We start from the raw sequence: 15,401 nt of genomic DNA on the forward strand, positions 1-15,401 counted from the left end.
ACCTCGCGCAATTTGCAAGCTTATTCTTTGCAGAATGCGGCAGTTTTCGTTCCAGGCCACAGGATTTTGCGTTTGGCACGACCTTTGAAAGGCTCCGGTCGTACCATGCGGAGATCTAACGTGCCTTTCTCGTCCAATCCATATCCACCCATCGTTCTGGCTCTTGCTTTCTTGGCTTCAGCCTGCGTGTCGGGCCCGGCACCCTCTAACCACCGGGCTAGCCTTTACGCACCTCATCAAACGGCAGGATCGCGCACTGGCCATCCCGAGGGAGCGTGGATTGCATCGACACCCACAGGTCGCGGAGCTCCAACCTGTGAGTGGGCGGTCCCCCGTGAACTGGAAACTTACCAGCGTGCGAATGTCGGAGAGTTCGCTTCGCAGACACCGCCGCTTGCCCCCGGCGACCGCCTTTCGATCCGCGTGCTTGGAGACAGGGATGGTCTGACGGGTACCTATGTCGTCGATAGCGACGGCTCCGTCCGCCTGCGTGGGGTACCCCCTACCCGCGCAGGCGGCGGTTCTTTGCTGGATCTTGAAACAGCTCTGCGGGCACGTCTTCTGGAGGCTGGTGTGATAAAGCCGCTGCGCAATGCCGTCACCATCTCTCTCGTGGAATCTGCCGGTGTCTCGGTCGCCGTAGCGGGCGCGGTATTCGATGCGAAAGCTGTTCGGGCAGGTGAGCGCACCCCAGAAAGCCGGATCGGCTTAAAGGAAGGTGATGTGAGCGGGGATGCCAATGTCTCCCGCTCGGTATCGGCAGCTATCCGTGCTGCCGGAGGCGTGCGCCCGGATGCAGATGTTCAGCGAATCTACCTCGTCAGGGACGGTGCTTATGTTGAGCTCGATTTGTCGGGCTTGGTCCACGGCTGGGGCGCGCAGGATATTTCGGTGACGTCCGGAGATCGTATCATCGTACCCAGCCGGCGCTGTTTCGACGAGAAGCTCATGCGACCCACCCCGCTCACGCCTCCCGGCATTCGCGTTTACATGTCGAACCTGACGCGTAGTGCGAACAACAATGCCGGCGCTGCGATTGGACAGGTGACCACCTCGCTTCCCTATGGAACGCGTTTGCTGCAAGCGATGGTCGCGGCCAACTGCGTCGGCGGGAGCTACATGCAATCGGACCGCCGAGCAGTGTTGATTTCGCGTAATCCGATCAATGGCAGAAGTGTTGTAGTCGAACGGGACATCGAAAAGCTGGTCCGCGAAGCCGATCGCGATAATTACGATCCGTTTCTCATGCCGGGCGATGCAATCGCATGCTACGACAGCCGGTGGACCAATCTCACCGAAGCGATCGGCGTCGTATCGCAGGGTGTCAGTACCGTCACTCCCGCACTTCTTCTGGAAAACGCGCTATGATGCATGCGCCCTTCAATTCCAAAGCTCCGGCTGCTCCGCGCTTTCTGCTGCGTGCCTGGGTTGTGGTTCGAGATGGTCTGCCATCAGTCGGACGCTATCGGAGATACTTCGTGGCGCTCGCCGGCCCCTTGCTTGTGATCTGGGGGGTAACACTGGCTTATCTCATATTCGCCCCGGACCGCTTTGATAGCAAAATGACACTGATCCTGCCGGGCACGGGTGTGGGCGGATCCCTGAACCTAGAATCGATCGGCCAGGCAACGACGAATACGTCGTCGGCTTTCTCCAGTCCGTCGCTCAGCCCGACCGAAAATTACAAGCGCCTACTTGCATCCGACATTGTATTGCGGGATGCAGCACGGCGAGCACAAGAAGATGAGGGCAGCTTTCCAGTTCCTGGTATCAAACTAATCGACCAGACCAATCTCATCGAGGTCGAAATGCCGGCCGGTGATCCGGATACTGCGCAAAATCGAATGATTGCTTTGCAGGAGGCCTTTCTCGCTGCTCTCGAAAAGCTTCGGGCCGATGAAGCAGTCGCTCGCGAGGATGCGGACTCAGAACGCATCGCCGAACTTGAGGCAAAGGTAGATGAGGCGCAGAAGGCCCTGCTCGACTTTCAGGGTGAAACGGGACTGGTCTCGCTGGACCAGTTTGCGGGACGCGTATCTGCGCTTGATCAACTCAAGGCATCCGAACGCGATCGCCGTGTGCAGTTGGCGGAAAGTCGTGGCGGTGCCGGACGACTGGCATCCACTCTCGATATCTCGCTCGGTCAGGCGCGCATCGCAATGAAATTGAAAGCCGACCCCCAATTCCGTGAGCTGTTGACGCGCTATGCGGTCGTTGAGGCCCAGCATTCGGAGACGGGAGCCACGCTGGGCGATGCGCATGCGTCGATGGAAGAACTGGCTGCCGAACGAGCTGCGCTTCGCGGAGCTCTTGCCGAACGTGGCCGCAGTGTTTCGGGGATGAGCGAAGCACGGGTGCTGGCCTTCACCGACCTTGCCGTTTCAGATACGCGTGAACGGCTGTTCGCGACACTGACGGAACGAGACGCTGGGGGAAGCGGGCATCAGGCCGCACTTTCCGAATTGCGCCGGCAAATTGGTGAACAAAATCGCGATGCCGACGATCTGGTCGCCCAAGCCTCGCGGCTAGCAGACCTCATGCGCGATTTGCGCGTCGCAGAAGCGGTTTTCAGCTCCGCGCTCGCCCGGCTCGATACGAACAAATCCGATCCGTTCGCATCCTATCCCTTGGTCCAGACCTTGGAATCCCCTTCGCTGCCTCGCACGCGCTCTGCGCCTTCTCCGGTCTTTGCGATAATGGGAGCGCTTGCCGCCAGCCTGTTCACCCTGCTTGGATTTCTGCTTTTATGGCTGCGCCAGCCGATCATCCGCAAACTCCTGCCGAACGCCTGATCGGGCGGGCCATAGCCGCCACGTGGCTGCTATGGCTCGTCGGTGCGCTCTATATCGCTGGCCCGGTGATCGGCTGGCTTCTGGCCGGGATGGTTTTTGCAGAGATCTATCTCGGCCGTAAAAGTCTGGCCATTGTTCCTTCGAGCGTGTGGCTATGGCTCGGGTCGATGGCGGCAATGCTGGTAATCCTCTGGGCCGGCCACGCCAATTTTTCCCTTGGTACAGCGCAAACTGTAAAGAGCTCGATTGGATGGGCGAAGGGCTGGGCGTTGATCGCCCTGTTTCCACTCGCCGGGGCAGTGCTCGACATACGTCTGTCGGTGATAATACGGGCCGTCTGCCGGCTCGGCATGTGGACGCTGATCATCCTCCCGTTCTTCCTGATCGCGCCCTTCGCCGGGTTGCCGGAAATGCTGTGGGTTTCGCCACTGAAAGCGGTAGGCGGACCGGGACCGGAGTATTTCGCCACCATCCTCTACACGATTGAACCTGGCGCAGGCACACCGCGGTGGCAGTTCTTTGCACCGTGGTCGCCGGCAGCCGGGATGGTCGCTGTCATCTACGTTTTCATTGCCGCACAGGAAAAAGACCTGGTCTGGCGAATTGTCGGTATTACCGGCTTCCTGGCGATTGCCGTCCTGTCCCAGTCGCGGCTGGCCCTCCTAGCGATTGCGCTCGTGGCACCTGTCACTTTGGCTATCGCGCGGGTAGATCGCGGCTGGCTGTGGTGGTTGATGGCACCGGCAGTTTTTATGATCGGCCTGTTCGGTACAGAACTGATCGCTCTGATCGAGCAATTATCGAACGATTTTTCCGCTGCAAGGGCGGATTCCAGCCGGGTCAGGGCAGCGCTGGGCCGCATCGCCTTGGAGCGCTGGGAGAACGAGGCGTTCTGGTTCGGCCACGGCGTGGTCGAAAATGGTCCCCATCTGGTGGAATATATGCCGATCGGAAGTCACCATAGCTGGTATGGCTTGCTGTTCGTGAAAGGTCTGCTGGGGGCACTGGCGCTTGCGGTACCTCTAAGCGTCACATTCATTCTTCTCCTGTGGCACGCCCGGCATGGCGCGCTCCAGCGCTTGTCATTTGCGTTGACGTTGGTGCTCGTGTTGTATTCCTTTGGGGAGAATCTCGAAATCCTTGCCTATTTGTTCTGGCCTGCGCTGGTACTTGTCGGGAAAGCGCTGGCGGACTTACATCCAAGTCGCCGGAACCCAAGCTCCGAGGATCAGGATCCAGTTGCATAAAAAACCGCCCGCCTCGGCCAATGGGCTGCCGAGGCGGGCGGTACTTGCAGCGTCCAGGAGGGATTAGACGCTGGCAAGTTTCCGAAGCTGTTCGAGGCCCGCACAGGGTGAGCACGAACTTGAGCGTTCAAGTATGTTTCCCCAGCCGTGAATAATCTCGTCGTGCTGGCGATAAACGCCCGCTCGGGAAGCCCGACCCATTTCGCCCAGATCCTGCTGCGAAAGAGAGCGGATGGCCTGGGTAATCTGTTCGGCTGTGCTCATTGGGGCGACCCGGCCGCCTCCGGCATTGGCCTGCTCGGGTAATCCATCCACATCGCTGACGAGAAGGGCTCGTCCGGCCATCCGCGCTTCCGTCGCCACCAGGCCAAACGCCTCGCGCCGCGAGGGCAGAATGACTGCATCGGCCTTCTCTAGCCACTGCGCAGGATTATCGCAGGCAGGCTCGATCCGGACATTGGGCATATCCGCAGCAAGTTCCATGAGTGCCGCCTCTTCGGGACCTGACCCGAACAACGTAAGCTCCACCTCACTAACATCGAAGGAGCCCATAGCTTCCACCAGCGCGGTGAAATTCTTTTCTTCGGAAAAACGACCGTAGGATAAAAGCTTGAGCGGTCCAGCGGCGGGGCGCCATTCCGGCACATCAAGGAGTTCGAACCGTCCGCTCCACGGGTTGATTGTCGAAATCTTGTGTTCGTCTATTCCGACCTCTGCCAACCATGCTGCTTGCGCTTTCGATACAGCGACGACTTCGTCCACCAGGCTGGCCGCGGTCCTGAGCAATATGCGGAACCGCATCCGCGAAGAGACATGCTGCTGTTCGAACGAACGCGTGTAGCTGTGCTCGACCTGGACAATGTGGGCGCTGGGATTGCGATAGCGCAGGGTAGCGAGGTAGGGCAGCCTGCTGAAACACGGCGGGACGTGGATTACTATCACGTCTGCTTCGAGGGCAGGTGCCTCGGTCATTTTTCGGTGCATTGGCAGGATGACGGAACGAGAGGCCTCTCTGAGGCGCGGTTCGTCAAAAAGCGACAGCGCACGAGTCACGCCTCCCATCGCGAAATCGTCGAGGAGATGAGCGATCTGTATCATGCTGCGGCCTTCAAAAAGGGACGCGCGATTTTCTGGAACCAGTCAGGACCAACGATCCACGCAAGCTGGATGGCACAGAAGGTCATGATGGATTTCTTCGGCTCTTCGATAAGAATGCCAGGTCTTGTCTTGAGCGCTCGGGTGATGAAATCCTTCGCGAGTACCGCGTTTCCCATCTGGATCGACCGGCGCGCGAGATAGCGCAGTTGGTATGCCCGGGCACGGGCGCCGTGCTTCTCTACTAAGTCAGGTGCATTCTGGCTCGCGACTGCAAGCATCTGGGTCCAACTGATGTACTGTTTGACCACATTGGCCGACAAGGCACCACCGATGATCCGATAGTCGGTCAAAAGGCCTTCGATACCTTCGAATTTTACGCTGTGAACGGACGCCAGCCGCACCCATAATTCGATATCCTCCGACTGGCGGAAATTCTCGTCAAACCAGCAGACCCTGGTTGGCTCACTTGCATGCCGGAAGGCGGCCCGGTCGAGCGCTTCGCGCCGGAAAACAGGAGCACTGCCATTGCCGACCGGATTGCGGCAGAAGATGTCGGCCTCGGTCACGCCCTTGAGCTTGGGACGCATCGCGACCTTCAGAGCCTGGCCGTGTTCGTCGATCATTCGCGAGCCTGAATAGCTCCCGCCGATTTCCGGGTTCGCCTGCAGATGAACATAATGCAGCAGCAGTTTGTCCTTGTGCCACCGGTCGTCGGAATCCAGCAGTGCGATGAAAGCTCCTCGGGCACGCGCAATGCCGGTATTCCGCGCTCCCGCCAGCCCGCGATTGGGCTGTGAGATGATGCGGATACGCGGATCTTCGAAGGCGCGGGCCAGGGGAATGGAATTGTCGGTGCCGCCATCGTCGACGATGATCAATTCGAAATCTTCGAAGGTCTGATCGAGAACCGACTTGATGGCTTCCTCGATGTAGGCTTCGACATGATAAACGGGCATTACGACCGAAATGCGGGGGGATGTCATCGGATCACTCCTTGTATCGAAAATCAGGCGAAGATTGCTGCGCGTGCTCGCGCTGGAAGCGCGCCGCCGGCAAGGGCGGCACCAGCTGTCATGACGCCGCGCGGGCCCCCGGATAGGAATGCCTTGCTGTCGCTGACGATGCCGCGGCGGACGAAATCGCGGGCGAGCGCCATGGTCGTTCCCGAACGAAGCGCGCGGCGGGCGAGGTAGCGACAATACAGGGCTTCGCCGCGCTTCATGTCGATGCGGTGGGACCACCGCCAAGCCAGCGCCTTCCATCCGTCCAGCATGGCTGCGAAATCGCAGCTCAGACCATCTGCGCTCATGCGGTAACCCACGAGCGTTTCAGGAATTCCCCGCAGCAAGTGACCCGCGCCAACCAGTCTCGCGAGCAGGTCCTGGTCTTCGACATGACGCATGTCGCGCCGGAATCCGCCGATCTCAAGGAAGGTTTCGCGCTCGATGACCAGATTGCTCATCGTGCACACGACGTTCTCGATCAGCACATCTTCGAGGGCGCAATAGTCTTCAAGAACCGTGGACCGTGTTCGACCGGCCTTCAACTCGCCGCCGCTGTCCGGGCAGAAGGCGATGCGCGCATAGCTTGCTTCAAGGGCGGGGTCGTTTTCATGCATCTCGCGATGCTTGGTCAGCTTGTCGGCATGCCAGATATCGTCGGAATCGAGGAATGCGAGGTAGGTCCCGCGCGCTTTCGCGACGCCGAGATTGCGTGCCGCAGACACACCCTGATTGGATTGTGTGGCGATCTTGATCCGCATGTCCGCGTTCGCCCTCTCGAGAATGAAAGGCAGCGTCAGATCCTCTGATCCATCGTCCACGATGATGAGTTCGAAGTCCGCATCGCTTTGCGAGAGAACCGAGTCGATCGTGGTCCCGATCGTGCGCTCCGCGTTGTAGGCGGCGACGACGACGGAGAAAGTAGGCTGGGTCATGGTCTTTATCCTTTCGGGTTGAGGATGGGGGTAGTGCAGGGACGGCTGAGAGTGATGCCGGCAGCGGGAAGGAAGACGCATGCCAGCCCGGCGCCATATCCAAAGCAGGCCCATGCAAGGCTGATCTGCGCTCCGGCCACCAGGCCGGAGAGGGCAGCTGCTGTAGCAAGGGCGGTGATGAGGGTTTCGGTCTGCGGGCGGCTGGCAACGCGGTACGCGGCGCCAACCAGCGATCCTGCATAAAGCGGCAATGCAGCGCAGGAGAGCAGGACGATGAAGGTGATGGCCGGCACCCACTTCTCGCCGAAAACGATAGGTACGTAGATCGGCGCCAGCAGCGCTTGTGCTGCAACGACGGGGCCGAGCATGGCGAGGCCGGTCAGGAACGCTTTGCGAAATTCGGTCAGGGCCCGCGCAGCGCGTACCTTGGCCAAGTGGGGGAAGACGACCGTGTTGCAGGCGGAGACGAAGCTTTGTGTGATGCCTAGCCCGGCGTTGAAGGCGAAGTAGTAAATGCCGAGAGCTTCCGTGCCCAGCATCGCCCCGACAATGAGTTTGTCTGCATGCAGTCGGGCTGCACCAAGGATTTCCGTTCCAAGGATGGAGGGGCCGAAAAGGGCGAACTCGCTCTGTGGTGCTTTGCGCTGCTCGGCGTCATGCCGCCAGGACGAGCTGCGGCGAGCGAGGATAGTCCAGAGTGGAGCCGCCAGCAGTTTTGGGATGACCAGCGCCCAGGCACTGGGCCAGAATATAACGAGCGCGACCGTCATCATGCTGTCGGCCATATTTTGGGTCGCGGCGATGCGGGCAACAGAGGCCATACGGTTTTCGCGCATGGTCAGGAAAATCTGAACGAGACCGGGAGGCATCGCGAAATACACAAGCGAGAGGATTGCGAGCAAAGCCGCCGCCTCGGGCAGGTCGAATAAAAGATAGATAAAGGCGGCGACGACAATCTGGATTGCCGCGACGGTCACGCAGATTATCCAGAACAACCGGTGCGCGGCCGCACAAAGAGCAGGCAGCTCGTCTCGCCGCGCCATTATGAGGCGTTGCCCGATACCGACATTGGCCAAGACACGAACCAGCTCGAACAAGCTCAGGGCAAGCGCTGCTGTCCCTAATATTTCCGGGGGAACTCTGCGGGCAACGATCAGCAGTGCCGCGAGCCGGACAACGCGCGTGGCCGCTTCGGCCGAGCCGAAAGTTACGAACCCGCGAACCAGTGGCGCGGCCGAGACTGCAGATATCGTTGAGCGAAGGGTGTTCATGGTGTCCTCGAATGATGCGAGGAAGACCTTTCAAAGAGCGTGCCAAACTCCGATTCCGCGGGTTTGTGCGGATCTGAGCAAGTCGGAAAACCACTATTCGCATCTTGCAGTCGCAGCTGTTGCAGAATGCATCAACTGGCCGTCGCAATTTGCGAAATGAACGCAAATTCGAACGACAAGCATTTTTGCGGAGGGAATATTGTTCCTATATATCAGAGAGATATACATATTGGCACGGGCTTTGCCCTTCCGGCGGTGACTTATTCAAAGGATCATCGCCATGAGAAACATTCCTGCTTCAGCTATTCGTACTGCCGCCTACCCCGTCGCGTTCGGCGCTTTCCCCGGATGCCATGGCGAACCGTTTCGCACGATCGATTTGTTCGGGCTTTCGCTCTCAAGCGCGTCGCCCGAGGCAGCCGCATCGCACATCGTAAGGAAGGCCGCCCACGGTGCCAAAACCACGGTGAGTTTCATCAACGCGCACTGCATCAACGTCGCCCGCAAAAGCAAAGCTTACAGAGAAGCGCTTTCGCATTCCGACCTTCTGCTGCCGGACGGTATCGGACTTGAAGTAGCGGCGAGAATGTCAGGCTGCGACAAGCCCGACAATCTGAATGGGACCGATCTCTTCCCTTTGATCTGCGAACGCGCTGCCGTCGAAGGCGCAGGACTTTTCTTCCTGGGCGGAAATCCCGGCGTGGCCGACAGAGCCGCTGCATGGGTCTGCGGCGAGTGGCCCAGCCTCCGCATCCGCGGGACCGAGCACGGCTTCTTCGATCGCGATGATGAAGACGCCCTGATCGAGCGCATCAACCGTTCGGGAGCGGCAATCCTGTTCGTTGGCCTCGGCGTGCCGCTTCAGGAAGAATGGATCGCTCGCAATCGTGACCGGCTGGATGTGCCGGTTGTATTGGGTGTGGGCGGCCTGTTCGATTACTATTCCGGGCGTATTCCCCGAGCACCGCAAGCCGTGCGCACCGCGCGGTGCGAATGGGCCTGGCGGCTGGCGATGGAGCCTCGCCGCATGGCGGGCCGCTATCTGCTCGGCAATGCAGTGTTCCTTGCGCATGCCGCGATAGAAGCGGCAGCGCAGCGAGGCGCACCCGCACTTGCCGGGCGCATCGCGAAGCGCGCCTTCGACATCGTAGCCGCCACACTCGCGTTGATCGGCCTGTTTCCTATCTTCCTCGCCACAGCTTTGGCGATCAGGATGGAGGACAATGGACCGGTGTTCTTCCGGCAGACCAGGATCGGCGCGGGAGGACGAACTTTCTCGATGATCAAGTTTCGTTCGATGTATACCGATGCCGTGGAAAGGCGCGCAGCTCTTCTAGCTCAATCAGACCGAGCCGGGACCTGCTTCAAGATGCAGGATGATCCGCGCATCACGCGCACCGGAAAGATCATTCGCCGTCTGTCGATCGACGAGTTGCCCCAGATATTCAACGTTCTGGCCGGGGCGATGTCGATCGTCGGACCGCGCCCTGCGCTTCCCGGCGAGGTCGCGCAATATCACGGTCGTCAATGGGAGCGGCTTTCGGGCAAGCCGGGAATAACTTGCAGCTGGCAGGTCAAGGGAAGGGCCGAGATACCCTTTCACCGCCAGGCGATCATGGATCGCGCCTATCTGCGCCGCCAGTCTTTTGCGACCGATCTTAAGTTGATCGCAATGACCGTGCCGGCGGTAATCGGAGGCCGGGGCGCCTATTGATCGCCTTCGACAAGGGCATCGTAGAGGTCGTCGACTGCCAGCAGGCAGGCGGCGACCGCCTGCCTGAAGCTTTCGATCGATGCATCCGGGGCAGGCCTCTTCTCGCGATATTCGGCCAATTCTTCCACTATTCCGACCGCACCGATATTGAGCGAGACGCCGGTCAGCGAATGCGCCGCTTTCGACAGGGCCTCGTCGCTGTCTGCTTCGACCGCGGCCAGGACATCGGCGGAATATCTGGTAATGTCCTTTTTCGCTGCTTCCCGCATTCGCCCGCGATAGGCTTTGGGCAAATCCATGAAAGCGCGGCGAAACAGGTCATGATCAAACCGCGCCGCATCGCGTCCCACGTCCCGGCCGGAAATAAGCGCCGTCCTTATCGCTGTTTCCAAAGTTTCCCTGCGCACCGGTTTGGCAAGACAGGCAGTCATACCGGAGGACAGCAATCTCTCGCGTTCGGACTGCAGGCTGTGCGCCGTTACTCCGATGATGGGCGTGCGCGCCGCCGGTCCACCCAGAGCGCGGATGGCCTGTGTCGCCTGTTCGCCATTCATGATCGGCATCATGACGTCCATCAGAACTAGATCGAAATCCTCACGCCGCACCGCTTCCACCGCGGCAGCCCCGTTGTCGACGGTTTCCACCTCGCATCCGAGTTCGACGAGCATACGTTCGATTACGTAGCGGTTGCTTTCAGTGTCTTCTGCAACGAGCACCCGAGGGTTTTCCGGGAGGGAGGCATCCAGCCCTGCCGAAGGAGCAGGTACCGTTTTCCTGATCGTCCTGAACTGGATCTCTTCGTCCAGCGCAGCTTCCTCGATCAGCTTCGATGCCACTTCGGCGAGTTGGTCCGATGCGTCGCGGGCCACTGCCAGATCGTCGCGCGCCTGGTCCGGCACATTGTGGCGAACGAGTTCGAGCGCTCCGGAAAGTGCGGCCAGCGGCGTTCTGATGGCGTGCGCCATTTCAGAGATGAACCGGTCCCGTGCGGCCAGCGATTTATCGACGCGCTCTTTCGCTTCGGCCAGCTGGCTCTGAAGCCTGGTCATTTCTGCAAGGCGCCTCTCCGCCCGAAGCTGCAGGGCTTTTACGCGCCGCGCATTATGTCGCTCCTCGGTTATATCACGAACGGTTGCGACCACATGGCTGGGGCGATCCGGCGTACTGGCTTCGCGCTTTATCGCCCAGCTCAGCCACCGGATTTCGCCACTGTCCTGGCGGATGATCCGATGCTCGTATTTCCGAGTGACCCCTGCGGGCATCGCGCGGAAAAACTCCATGCCTTGAAGCATGATCTTGGTCCGGTCGAGCGGATGCAGTGCGGCAACGAGCTTCGCGAGGGTGGCTTCTTCGCCGTCCGGAAGGCCCAGGATCGATGCGGAACTTTCCGAAACGGTGAAGCCGCGATCGCGCTCTCCGTAGGCGGTCGCCATCTGGGCAGTGGAGAGCGCACCTAGCAAAAGCGAACTTTCGATTTCGAGCTTCCGCGCCAGGTCCTGCTCTCTCAGGCTCAAGTCCTGATTTGCCTGCGACAGCTGCCGCATGCGCTCCTCGAGCGCATGTTCAGCGGTATGAAGAGCCCGCTCCGTCCTCTGGAGGCGAAGGGAAAGTACCTCTGCTCGCTGCTCGGCGGGGAGATCCTCGAGTTTAGTCATCGCCAAAAGCCCTCAGCAACGCCGGCAAACGCGAAACCAGCTCGGCAGTCTGGACGAAGATCACGTGATGATCGTCGCCGTCATTGGGTTCGTCGGTAACGAAAATGCGGCATGGCGCATCGCTTGCTTCGACTGACTCCCGATCGTCGCAGAGAAAGACGTCCATTGCGCCGGTCCCGCTATCGTTTGCAACGGCGAAGCCGCTGTCTTCCGCGATCACCTCTGCCTTGATGGCAAGCGACGCTTGAGCAAGACTGATACCTATCCGGCCCTGAGGTTCCTGACTTTCCGCAACTTCTGCCACTGCTTCCAGCGGGATACGCAAGACCATGCGAGTACCGCCACGCGGTCGCGCCTCGGCTTCTACACTGCCTCCGAGCTCGGTTGCCAGCTGACGCGTGATCGACAGGCCGAGGCCGCTGCCAGACTGGCGGCCCAGCGTATCGGGCGAGCTGCCAGAAAACGGTTCGAAAATAGTCTTCATCCGCTCGGGAGCGATGCCTCCCCCAGTGTCTGCCACCGCAAATGTCCAGTGACCGTCCTCATCGATCGGTGGATCGCAGCTCAGCGTCACGCCGCCGGTCGAAGTGAATTTGATCGCATTGGATACGAAGTTGGCGAGAATCTGCTGGATGCGGCCGGGATTGCCGAGAACCTTGCGATCATCCCCTTTTTCAATGTCGATCGCCAAGCCCTTTCGGCGGGCGAGGGGAAGGAAGAGTTCGGCCACTCGTTCGAGCAGGTCGAGCGGTGCGAATATCTCTTTCTTCTGATCCTGCCTCTCGCGCTCTCCTCTCGCCCTGTTCAAGGTGGCATCAAGAGTCTCCAACAATGCCTCCGACGAGTTTTCGATCAGGGTCAGGGCTCTGCTTCTCTCCGTTTCGGAGCGTTCGCGGCGGACCTGATCGATGAGACCGAGAATGCCGGATATCGGCGTGCGTATCTCGTGTGAAATTACGGCGAGAATATCGCTTCTCGCGCGTGCTTCGGCTTTGGCTTCGTCGAGTGCGTGAAGCAGCGCTTGGGCAGCCGCTTTCTGATCGGAGATGTCCTGCAGGATGCCATAGTAGCCGATGACCTCGGCAGTACTTTCCTCTTTCGCATCGTCGAAAATGGTCGTTCCGCGCAGAAGCGCAGGAAAACGGTCGCATTCCGCCCCGATTGCAAGCGTCTCGAAGGAAAACTCGGATTTCCGTTCGATCGCCGCAGCAATGTCCTGCATCGTTTTTTCGCGCTGGCTTTCGTCGATGAGGGCCGGAACATCCGACAGAAGCAAAATCGGATCCGTTAGCCCGAGCCTGGCCATGAGCCAGGGCGAGAGGCTGATTTCCATAGTTTGTGGATCGAGCGCGAAATGCCCTGCCTTCGCACTGGATTGGGCCAGCTCAAGATAGAGGAGGTTTTTCTCGATCTCGCGCTGTGCGTTCCTGAACGACGTCAAGTCGTTGGCGATGAAGGCCCATCCGAAGATTATATCGTCTGCGTCAGAAAGGGGTATCAGCGTTTCTTCCAGCCATGCCCGGTTGCCGTCGGCCAATTCGCGCTCGAAGATTTCAGGCTCGGGACCCGGCTGCCCGCTTGACGGCCCGGCATCGGGCTCTTGCGAAGCCTCTCCTAGCTTCTTCCCCCGCCGCTCCAACTCGTCGGCACCGAACAGGCGGACGGCGCCATCGTTCGCTCTGACCAGCGAACCGTGCTCGTCGTAAAGGACCATTGCGTAGCTTTCGGCGGCATCGACGAGCGCGTCGAAGGACCGTGTTTCCCGAACCCGTGCCTGGTCCAGGCGCTCCTCCATATTGTCGAAAGCGTGTTCCAGCTGAACGATCTCGTCACCGTCTAACTCGTGCGGACCCGTCCCCCCGGCCATGGCGATCGCGTTCGTACGGTCGGCAAGTTTCGAAATGCGCCGTGCAATTGTTCTGTGAAAGACTGCGCTGAGGATAAGGCCGAGCAGCAAGGCGCCCGGGATCGCGACACCGATGACCCGCTTCGCAATGGCCCACGCTCGATCGCTCAGAGCCTCGTCGGGCAATACGGTAAGTACCACCCAGTCCGGCGCCTCCAATCGGTCACCCGAGATATAGGCATCCAGTTCTTCCGAATACTCGACCTCTCTCTCGGCGCCGTTTTCAATATAATGGAGCAATCCCAGTAGTAGAGGGTCCTTGGATGCTTCCATGTCGATATTCGCGGCAAGCAGATCACCATTCGCAGAGGTCAGGCCGGAGTGGTGGATCAATTTGCCGTCACGACTGGCAATGACTGTCGTGGCACCATTTAGCGGTTCCGGCAGGCTGTCGGTCAGGTCGTGGAGGGGTATGCTGATGCCCCATCCGCCCAGCTGCTTCCCGTTTATCCGGGCCGGCAACATGCAACCGGTCGTCCAATTTTCGCCGGAGTCGTCGTAAATCGGAGTTTGCAGACTGGTGCAGCGCAGATCGCCCTGGGGATTATTCGCCGGTTTGATGATCGAGATGAATTCTGCATCCTGAAAATCGAAATCTGCCGGAGCGCTGCGATAGAAGGACAACTCGTCCTGCCGCGTGGGGGCATAGATTAGAAGATCGTTGGCCGAAGAGAAGAAATAGAGGCTTTCGATTTCTTCCGGCAAACCGTTCGCCATGGCCTTGATGGTATCGAACGCGGCCATGGTTGCTGCCCGCCGAGCGCCAGCGGGTTCTGGCGGGCCGATGAAGCCGCCAAAACCTCGCAATCTCATCGGCCCTGCAAGGTCAGTCCCGCTCCAGAGATCGGAACGGGAATGAAACGCGCCATCCTCCGACCGCACGAAAACCTCCTCAAGCTCCGTCGACGTCTCGGATTCAAGGCTGCGCTCCATGATCGACAGGGCGCGTTCTTCCGTTTCTTCGACAAGCCGGAGCTTTTCGCGCAGGTTTTCGGCCACTGCATCATTGGAAACGCGCAATTCGGCTACGGCATCGCTCTGAAAGTCTGCAATGGCGGATCGGTAAGTAAAAAACGCCATCCCGCCCACGATGAGCATGACGATCGGGAAAGCGATCAGTAGACCTCTGAACGAGAGCGACATTGGTACTGTCTCCCTCAAAACGCTGTTTTACACAACCGACCATTGACCGGCGAGGCACGCGTGGCTGTCGGCCGGGAGAGAAAATCATGAGCGGAGAAAGGGAGATGCTCTTCCAGGGTGGCCCGGCAGAACCTCCTGATTTCGGCCCTTCCGAAATATAATTACACTTAATACGGCTCGTCTATTGCTCGCTCGGGTTTCTTGCGGTCCCCCGGTTTCCGGGCGATCTTTCTGATCGCGGCCAACAAATTGCGATGCGCTTGGCGGAATTGCTGGTGCTCTACACGCAGCGCCTCGACCTTCGCGAAATCGACCTGATCGTCTGTCTGGGCGCTACACTCCAGTCGAGCGATTGCTGCACGATGCATGAGAAGACTATTTGCATCGCCATTGCGCAAGAGGTTCCGGCCCAGCAACTTTTCTGCCTGCCGGTAATCCGCAATCCAGAGATCGGTCTCACTCAACCAGAGGGCAATTTGCTGTCGGAATGATTGAGCGACAAACTCCTCCATTTCTTTGGCCCGCGATACCCCTGGATTTGCGTCCTGCGCCCTCACTGGAGAGCCAGATGACGCGAGAACTGCACAAACAACCAGGCCAAAGGCGCCAAGCTTCACGACATATTCCAATTCCAGTTCG

The 15,401-nt window shown here is 59.5% G+C and carries 11 protein-coding genes; 4 read left to right on the plus strand and 7 right to left on the minus strand.

Annotation, left to right across the window (positions count from 1 at the left end; all coding sequences use genetic code 11):
• The first annotated feature begins 105 nt into the window (after positions 1 to 105).
• From ACI2I1_RS06070 to ACI2I1_RS06080, 3 genes are all read left to right on the plus strand, one after another.
• Complete coding sequence (locus tag ACI2I1_RS06070; RefSeq protein ID WP_404678383.1) at positions 106 to 1,368, plus strand: polysaccharide biosynthesis/export family protein; 1,263 nt, start codon at positions 106 to 108, stop codon at positions 1,366 to 1,368.
• A gap of 194 nt (positions 1,369 to 1,562) precedes the next feature.
• Positions 1,563 to 2,792 carry a hypothetical protein gene (locus tag ACI2I1_RS06075; protein ID WP_404678384.1) on the plus strand — a complete coding sequence of 410 codons (1,230 nt, stop codon included), beginning with the start codon at positions 1,563 to 1,565 and terminating at the stop codon, positions 2,790 to 2,792.
• Between the two features lie 65 nt (positions 2,793 to 2,857).
• Positions 2,858 to 4,039 (plus strand): O-antigen ligase domain-containing protein, encoded by a 1,182-nt coding sequence (locus ACI2I1_RS06080; RefSeq protein WP_404678385.1) that lies wholly within the window; start codon positions 2,858 to 2,860, stop codon positions 4,037 to 4,039.
• Between the two features lie 63 nt (positions 4,040 to 4,102).
• Here the strand turns inward: ACI2I1_RS06080 and ACI2I1_RS06085 are convergent, their stop codons facing one another.
• From ACI2I1_RS06085 to ACI2I1_RS06100, 4 genes are read right to left on the minus strand one after another with little or no spacing between them, the layout of a single operon-like run.
• Positions 4,103 to 5,137, minus strand: a complete 1,035-nt coding sequence (locus ACI2I1_RS06085; protein WP_404678386.1) for a glycosyltransferase family 4 protein — start codon at positions 5,135 to 5,137, stop codon at positions 4,103 to 4,105.
• Positions 5,134 to 6,120, minus strand: a complete 987-nt coding sequence (locus ACI2I1_RS06090) for a glycosyltransferase family 2 protein (protein ID WP_404678387.1) — start codon at positions 6,118 to 6,120, stop codon at positions 5,134 to 5,136. The genes ACI2I1_RS06085 and ACI2I1_RS06090 overlap by 4 nt, the downstream gene beginning before the upstream one ends.
• 23 nt (positions 6,121 to 6,143) lie before the next feature.
• Positions 6,144 to 7,073 carry a glycosyltransferase family 2 protein gene (locus ACI2I1_RS06095; protein ID WP_404678388.1) on the minus strand — a complete coding sequence of 310 codons (930 nt, stop codon included), beginning with the start codon at positions 7,071 to 7,073 and terminating at the stop codon, positions 6,144 to 6,146.
• Between the two features lie 5 nt (positions 7,074 to 7,078).
• Positions 7,079 to 8,344, minus strand: a complete 1,266-nt coding sequence (locus ACI2I1_RS06100; RefSeq protein WP_404678389.1) for an oligosaccharide flippase family protein — start codon at positions 8,342 to 8,344, stop codon at positions 7,079 to 7,081.
• Positions 8,345 to 8,624: 280 nt separating this feature from the next.
• Here ACI2I1_RS06100 and ACI2I1_RS06105 point away from each other — a divergent pair, with 280 nt between their 5' ends.
• On the plus strand, positions 8,625 to 10,058 hold the full coding sequence (locus tag ACI2I1_RS06105; protein ID WP_404678390.1) for a WecB/TagA/CpsF family glycosyltransferase: 1,434 nt from the start codon (positions 8,625 to 8,627) through the stop codon (positions 10,056 to 10,058).
• Here the strand turns inward: ACI2I1_RS06105 and ACI2I1_RS06110 are convergent.
• The 3 genes from ACI2I1_RS06110 to ACI2I1_RS06120 all read right to left on the minus strand — a co-directional run bounded on the left by ACI2I1_RS06110 (position 10,052) and on the right by ACI2I1_RS06120 (position 15,391).
• Positions 10,052 to 11,713, minus strand: a complete 1,662-nt coding sequence (locus tag ACI2I1_RS06110; RefSeq protein WP_404678391.1) for a response regulator — start codon at positions 11,711 to 11,713, stop codon at positions 10,052 to 10,054. The genes ACI2I1_RS06105 and ACI2I1_RS06110 overlap by 7 nt on opposite strands.
• Positions 11,706 to 14,762 carry an ATP-binding protein gene (locus ACI2I1_RS06115; RefSeq protein ID WP_404678392.1) on the minus strand — a complete coding sequence of 1,019 codons (3,057 nt, stop codon included), beginning with the start codon at positions 14,760 to 14,762 and terminating at the stop codon, positions 11,706 to 11,708. The genes ACI2I1_RS06110 and ACI2I1_RS06115 overlap by 8 nt, the downstream gene beginning before the upstream one ends.
• Positions 14,763 to 14,929: 167 nt before the next feature.
• Positions 14,930 to 15,391, minus strand: a complete 462-nt coding sequence (locus ACI2I1_RS06120; protein ID WP_404678393.1) for a hypothetical protein — start codon at positions 15,389 to 15,391, stop codon at positions 14,930 to 14,932.
• Positions 15,392 to 15,401: the final 10 nt, after the last annotated feature.

Source organism: Qipengyuania sp. NPDC077563 (assembly GCF_044901345.1).
Classification (GTDB): Bacteria; Pseudomonadota; Alphaproteobacteria; order Sphingomonadales; family Sphingomonadaceae; genus Qipengyuania; species Qipengyuania aestuarii.